6 protein-coding genes are annotated in these 6132 nt (G+C 58.6%); 1 reads left to right on the forward strand and 5 read right to left on the reverse strand.

Translation table 11 applies throughout. From position 1 onward, the window contains the following. Window positions 1–945 (forward strand): acyl-CoA dehydrogenase family protein (locus QZ571_RS18060; RefSeq protein ID WP_295537506.1); only part of this gene is annotated, 945 nt, incomplete at its 5' end. Window positions 946–1158: 213 nt separating this feature from the next. Here QZ571_RS18060 and QZ571_RS18065 read toward each other — a convergent pair. The 5 genes from QZ571_RS18065 to QZ571_RS18085 all read right to left on the reverse strand — a co-directional run. Continuing rightward, window positions 1159–1416 (reverse strand): hypothetical protein, encoded by a 258-nt coding sequence (locus tag QZ571_RS18065; protein ID WP_295537508.1) that lies wholly within the window; start codon window positions 1414–1416, stop codon window positions 1159–1161. Next, entirely contained in the window at window positions 1403–2212 is an 810-nt protein-coding gene (locus QZ571_RS18070) for an AAA family ATPase (protein WP_295537510.1), read from the reverse strand. Before QZ571_RS18070 ends, QZ571_RS18065 begins: the two co-directional genes overlap by 14 nt. 674 nt (window positions 2213–2886) lie before the next feature. After that, a complete protein-coding gene (locus tag QZ571_RS18075) occupies window positions 2887–4440 on the reverse strand; it encodes an amidase (RefSeq protein WP_295537511.1) in 1554 nt (517 codons plus the stop codon). Window positions 4441–4682: 242 nt separating this feature from the next. Further along, window positions 4683–5681: an acetamidase/formamidase family protein gene (locus tag QZ571_RS18080; RefSeq protein ID WP_295537512.1), complete on the reverse strand. Its 999-nt coding sequence runs from the start codon at window positions 5679–5681 to the stop codon at window positions 4683–4685. A gap of 44 nt (window positions 5682–5725) precedes the next feature. Then, window positions 5726–6132: ATP-binding cassette domain-containing protein (locus QZ571_RS18085; RefSeq protein ID WP_295537514.1), on the reverse strand; the 407-nt coding region annotated here is incomplete at its 5' end.

The following is a 6132-nucleotide window of genomic DNA, read 5'->3' on the forward strand; positions in this document are numbered from 1 at the left end:
ATCGGCATGACAGGCTATGGGCTGGCACGAGAGGAAATCGGAGCAGGAGACGGGGCGTGCTCGACCATCATGAGTGTGCATAGCTCGGTTGGCTGCGTGCCAATCCTGCGCTTTGGCACCGACGAGCAGAAACGTCGCTTCTTGCCAAAACTGGCGAGTGGCGAGTGGATCGGTGGTTTTGCCCTGACCGAGCCGCAGGCGGGATCGGATGCTTCGGCGCTCAAGACACGCGCCCGCCGTGACGGCGATCATTATGTGATCGACGGAGCCAAGCAGTTCATCACCTCGGGGAAAAATGGCGATCTGATCATCGTCTTTGCCGTGACAGATCCGGCGGCGGGCAAGAAGGGCATTTCCGCCTTCATCGTGCCCACCGACACCCCCGGCTATCAGGTCGTTACGGTCGAGCACAAACTCGGCCAGCACAGTTCCGACACTTGCGCGTTGGTGTTTGACGGGATGCGCGTGCCCGTCGAAAACCGGCTGGGCGAAGAGGGCGAGGGCTACAAGATCGCGCTGGCCAATCTTGAAGGAGGGCGCATCGGGATCGCGGCGCAATCGGTTGGCTTGGCGCGCGCAGCCTTTGACGCGGCTCATGCCTATGCGGGCGAACGTATCACCTTCGGCAAGCCAATCATCGAGCATCAGGCAGTCGCTTTTCGCCTTGCCGACATGGCCACCAAGATTGCGGCTGCGCGCCACATGGTGCTGCACGCAGCGGCCCTTCGCGAAGCGGGCAAACCCTGCCTGACCGAAGCGTCGATGGCCAAGCTGTTTGCGTCCGAAATGGCCGAAGCGGTCTGTTCAGCGGCGATCCAGATCCATGGCGGTTACGGCTATCTGGCCGATTACCCCGTCGAGCGGATTTATCGCGATGTGCGCGTGTGCCAGATATACGAAGGCACCAGTGACGTGCAACGCATTGTCATTGCGCGAGGACTTTGAGCATGTCGGGAGACTAAAGTGGTCCCATCTTTTGGACAGAATTGCAGCGTTTCTAAGGTGTATCAGGTTTAGGTTCCATGTTGCTTTCAGTTGGTCACGACCTTGCCAATATGCGTCGTCTGGTCTCTGCCGACCAAGTGCAGAATGGGGCCCTTTGGAGTCGCGCTTTGTATTCAGCCGCACATGCCAGCCCCATCAGGGGCCGGCATGCCTTCACTGGTATAGCGGCGCGACGGGGTCACGCAACGCCTCCACGAGTTTGCCGATCTGGCGCAAGCTGATCCCTTCGGGGCGCGTGGACATGCGCTCGATGAAGATGCGGCAGCGGTCGCGCTCGGCCTGCCATTCACACCCCGCCGTCAGCCGGTCAAAATGCGCGATCGCATCCGTTGCCGAAAGGTTGGGTAGGATGAACAGCCGCGAGCGATCGCGCAGCGGCGCGGGGATGCCCTCCAGATTATTCGCCGTCATGATCCAGATGACCCGCGACATGTCGACAGGAATGCGCAGATACGGGCATTCGAAATGGCGTGCCGGGCTCCAGCATCTGCAGCAGCGAGGTCGTGAGGCTGGTCGATGTGCCGTGCGTGTCATGGGCCGTTCCCGCCTTATCGACCTCATCCACGATCATCAGCGGATTGGCGACCCGCGTCGCAAGCATCGTCTCGACAGGGAGGCCAGACTGCGCGGTTCCCCACCCCTTTTCCGTGCCCGATATCCGGAAGCCTGCGCTGCCAGCACCGACATCTATCATCCGCACCGGCAGGCCAGCAAGCTCGGCCAGTTTGCGCGCGTAATGCGATTTCCCGATGCCGGGCGGCCCCACAAGGGCGACCGGGGGGGGGGGTGCAAGGCCGCGTCCGCCGGATGCCACATGCTGCAGCATCTGACGCATGATCCAGGTCGAGACCTCGCGCATCCAGCCGCTCTCGGCATGCAGCGCGGCGACCAAGTGATGAACGTCATCCGGCGTCGTCGGGCCTGACAGCTTGCCCCGCTCCTGCGCAAGCGCGATCACGCCAGGGCGCGCTTCGGTTTTGACCGATGCCAGCCCGGATTGGCGCAGGCGGCGCTGATGGGCCACTCCGGCCAAATCCTTGGCTATGCGCTCCATTGCGTAATCAAGCAGCGCCTTGCGGCCGCGCCCGTGCATGGTCCGCCGCATTGCGCGCCAAAACGCCAGAAAGCGGGCCTCCATGTCTTCGACACGCGGCACATCCAGCGCGGGCGGAAGAACCGCCATGCGGTCATTTGAGAGGCTAGCCATGACGATACCGCTCCTGATCGGATTGCGCAAAACAGCGCGCGACGGTGCGGCAGGGGGCGAGCGTTTGGGGGGATGCGATGATAGACATGGAGGTCTCCTATGGTTGGAAAAACCGAAGGGACCGCAGGCAAAGGCCCGGCATGATTGCGTCAAAGCTGCTGGATTTAGACAGTCGTGACCGGCCCCCAAAGTGGGGTTCAAATGGCGCGTATTGCGCGCTGAATATGCCGGATACTGAGTGTCATAGTGCGCGCTGGATAGTTCGGGCGCGGGTTGAAGTCAATTCAGAATTTTACGGCGCAGGCGTCAAGCTATTGTTTCGCAGTGATAAAACGCGAATTTTTTGTGCGAATGTAATGGCCGGTTGCGCAGGAAAGTCCGTCAACGGCGGAACAAAAACCGCTCACGGAGCGGAGTGAAAGTCTGCAACCTGAAAGGTCTTCGGATTGATGCCCTGAGAACGTTTCGCCCCCCGAAATCCGCGGCCCTCAGATGCTGACGGCTGCCGGGCCGACTGTGTTGATACCGAGATCGCGATGGCAGGGCGGCTCTCTCGCGCGCCCTGCCACTTAACCTTTCTGATGCAATCGTAAGAAACCGTGGGCTTTCCGACGATATTCTTGTCGGCCTGCGCTTTGGCTGCCTTCGTCACGTTCTGGCTAGGAAGCCTGACCCTAGATCGCTGATTGGCGATGCTGCGTTCCTTGCTCGTATGCGTATGCGCATTTGATTAAGGTTGCTTCGCTCCACTGCTGGCCAAGGAATATCAATTCAAACGGGGCACCCGAGGCGTAATACCCCGCGGGCACGGTTATGCCGGGGATCCCCGCAATATTCAGCTCTCCCACTGTAGTTTCAAGAATCGCATCGCCGGAATGTAAACCCGGCAATTCTTGGAGCATTTGCGGATAGACCAAAGCGTCAAGTTTTTGGTGCGCAAAGACCTCTTGGATCAACAGAAGATAAGCGCGCTTTAGCGCGGTAAATTCAGGAAGCGCGGGAGGCGTTGTAGGAGATTTCACCGCCTCAAGAAAATCTGGTAATTCATTGAGGAAGCCCAAGATTGCCCCTTTGGCCAACGGGTTCTCTGCCTCGGTGGCGGCAACAAATTCTTCCCATGTTTTGAGTGCGGCATCTGGCCCTAGCCGACGCAGATATTGCGTCATGTCATACGGCAGAGATTCCAGCCCGCGCCCATCAAAGAACGGAGTGCCCAGAGTAATCTGACGATACGAGGCAAAATCCGTATCCGCGAACGGATCTTCGATCAAAATTGCGCCCAACGCTTCAAGCTCGGCCTTAGCGCGTTCGTAAAGTTCTGATGCCTCCTGCGACAGTGCGTTTTTGCGCCAACCCAGCCCGTAAAGCCCCAATCGCTTTCCTATAAGCCCGTCCGTCGATAGCCCTGCTGTGTAACCGCCCTTAGGAATTTTATCGACGCAAGCCAACGTCTTTGGATCCTCGGTGGTGAAACCCGCTAACACATCAAGCCCCAGCGCTGCATCAATCACAGTGCGAGCGATCGGCCCCACTACATCGCGGTTACCCGAGAGCGGAACTACGCCGGCATTCGGCACCAGTCCGATCGTCGGCTTTATCCCTACAAGCCCTTGGGCCGATGCCGGATTCTGGATCGAACCACCAGTTTCTTCGGCCAAGCCTAGCACGCACATATGGGTGGCAACTGCTGCTGCGGTGCCTGCGCTTGATCCGCCTGGAGCACGATCTTCGATTGCTGGGTTTATTGTGGGGCCCGCCCAACTGTCATTAGCATGTGTCCCAGTCCAACTTAGGATCGGAACGTTTGTCTTACCTAGGATGATCGCATCTGCAGCGCGCATCCGGGCTACAACAGGGCTATCACGTTCGGGCATCAGATCTACACCGCCGGTCTTTGAACATAGCAGCCTCCAACCAGCCGTAGTCGGGAACCCTTTCATATCCATCGGGTCCTTCACGACGACAGGCACACCGGCCATAGCGCCCAGTGGTTTTCCGGCTGCACGACGACGGTCGATGTCGCGCGCAGTTTCAAGTGCGGCACCGTAATTCTCAAAAATGATCGCATTATATTTGCCGTTGAGCGCCTTGATCTGTGCGATGCACGCTTTGGCTATATCCTCGGCAGTGAAGCGGCCAGACATAAGGCCGTCTTTTATCGAAGTGACGCTCAAGGTCTCAAGTTTGGGGACATTTGGGGCGATGTCAGTCGAAGGCGTGTTAGTCATTGAATACTCTCCTGGTCCAGTGGCCAGCGTGCCACCGCATAGGCCCGGTAGCGCACCGGACAGCAGTTTTGAGTTGCGAGGCACAGACCAACAACAGGACAGGTCTCGCAGGCAGGTTCATTTTGTCCGGCAGACAAAAGACGGGAAAAATACCGTCCTCACATTTGGAACGCGTCCCTAAATGCGAGGACGGCCGAACACATAGGCCGCAGCGTCGAAGGGCATCGGGTGCGGCCGGTGCATTACTTCGAGATGCCAATGATCGACTTCAGAACCGAGGCTCCAACCGAATATTTCGGGTCAACCATATTACCCACGCGCACCCGTCCACATTGCGTGAGCAGCATGTAGGCATCGATTTCGTCAAAGCCAAAATCGGCAGCCATCCACCGGATCAACTCGCGGTAGGCACCGCGCGCGGCATCCTCCATTGGGCGTGCCGACCCGACCGTCATGTAAAACTTCTCGTTCTCCAGACGCGGGCTGCGGATCGTCCAATTCTTGATCAGATCGATACGGACGGTGGTCACGGTCGGATGTTCAATCGCGACACCGCAAAGTTCGCCATCGCCCTGCGCCGCGTGGCAGTCCCCAAGGAACAGGTAGCCGCCCTTGGTCTGCACCGGCAGATAGACCACCGCCCCAGGCGCCACGTCGGGCATGTCCATGTTCCCGCCATAATAATCAGGCACAAGCGATGAGATCGCTTCGGCCTCAGGAGCCGTCCCGATCGTGCCGATGAAGGGCTCGTATGGCAGGCTGATCTTGTCATTCCATTTCGTGCCACCCTCAACGGTGATGTCGAGCTTGCGCACCACCTCCGGCAGCGGCTGAGTCAGCAACGCCGTTTCAAAAGTCGGCACCAGCCCACCAAATTCGGGCATGATGACCGTGGTTCCCCGCGGCTGCGGCCCGCGCGGCACGATGCTTTCGATATAGACCGCGATCGTGTCGCCTTTTTCGGCGCCGTTGACGTAGATCGGGCCGTTTTGCGGGTTCAGGAACGGAAAATTTAAGATCTCTGTGGGAACATCCGTTTCATTCTGGATCGCGCCCTCAAAGGCGTCATGGGTCTCGGCGCTAACCACGGTGCCAGGGTCGATCGTCAAGACCGGATCAATCCCGGCGGTGTAGATATAGGGATAGCTCCCTTGCTCGTCTTCGGTAATCGTGCGCGTCGTCAGCGCCTGACCCTTTGCGACGCCCTTGCGCGCCATGATGGATTCGTCAAACCAGCTCATAAGTTACTCCCTTCATTTAATATTATCTCAGGATGGCTATTCAATCAGACCGAAAGGTATTTTCGGATGGTGTCGCGATCTTTCAGCATCTCGCGGTCAAGCACGGCAACGATGCGCCCCTTGTCCATGACGTAGCAGCGCTGCGCCATTGCCCGGATCATGTCGATATTTTGCTCCACAAAGACGACGGTGACGCCGGTTTCGCGATTCAGTTCGACCATGATGCGAGCAATATCCTGAACGATATTGGGTTGGATGCCTTCAGAGGGTTCGTCCAGCAAGATCATCGAAGGCGAGCCCATCAACACGCGCCCAATGGCAAGCTGCTGTTGTTGCCCGCCCGACATCGTTCCCGCGCGTTGATCTGCGCGCTCCTTCAAGATGGGAAAATACCGATAGACCTCTTCGGTCTTGCCCGGCGTCGATTGGCCCGCGATGCTTTCGCCCCCCA

The sequence above is a fragment of the uncultured Thioclava sp. genome, assembly GCF_913064665.1.
Taxonomy (GTDB): domain Bacteria; phylum Pseudomonadota; class Alphaproteobacteria; order Rhodobacterales; family Rhodobacteraceae; genus Thioclava; species Thioclava arctica.

Excerpts from the sequence above, each read along its gene's own strand:
- QZ571_RS18065 (WP_295537508.1), bottom strand. The coding sequence starts at position 1,416 with ATGACGGCGAATAATCTGGAGGGCATCCCCGCGCCGCTGCGCGATCGC.
- QZ571_RS18070 (WP_295537510.1), bottom strand. The coding sequence starts at position 2,212 with ATGGCTAGCCTCTCAAATGACCGCATGGCGGTTCTTCCGCCCGCGCTG.
- QZ571_RS18075 (WP_295537511.1), bottom strand. The coding sequence starts at position 4,440 with ATGACTAACACGCCTTCGACTGACATCGCCCCAAATGTCCCCAAACTT.
- QZ571_RS18080 (WP_295537512.1), bottom strand. The coding sequence starts at position 5,681 with ATGAGCTGGTTTGACGAATCCATCATGGCGCGCAAGGGCGTCGCAAAG.